Raw genomic sequence first — 352 nt, 5'->3', positions numbered from 1 at the left:
GGCCGAACATCGGCCCGATACCGCCCATCTGAAACATCAGCCACTGAAGGGTCTCGTAACGCGCTGCCGACTCCTGGGCCAGCAGTTGCCCGCTCTTGTCGGCGAGGTAAATCAGAATCGCCCCGGACTCGAACAGCGCCAGCGGTTGGTCGCCCGGGCCGTGGGGGTCGAGGATCGCCGGAATCTTGTTGTTGGGGTTCAGCGACAGAAACTCAGGGGACAGCTGATCCTGGGTGTCGAAGCCCACACGATGCGGCTCGTAGGGCAACCCGATCTCTTCGAGCATGATCGAAACCTTGACGCCATTGGGCGTTGGCAAGGAATAGAGCTGGATCCACTCCGGGTACTGGGC

1 protein-coding gene is annotated in these 352 nt (G+C 61.6%); it reads right to left on the bottom strand.

Annotation, left to right across the window (positions count from 1 at the left end; all coding sequences use genetic code 11):
• A partial coding sequence (locus AC1DLB_RS32490) for a glutathione S-transferase N-terminal domain-containing protein (protein ID WP_477786591.1) occupies positions 1 to 352 on the bottom strand: 352 nt, incomplete at both ends.

Source organism: Pseudomonas sp. 05N434 (genome assembly GCF_056396965.1).
The sequence above is the reverse complement of the archived record's forward strand: the minus strand, read 5'-3'. Positions and strand labels throughout refer to the sequence as shown.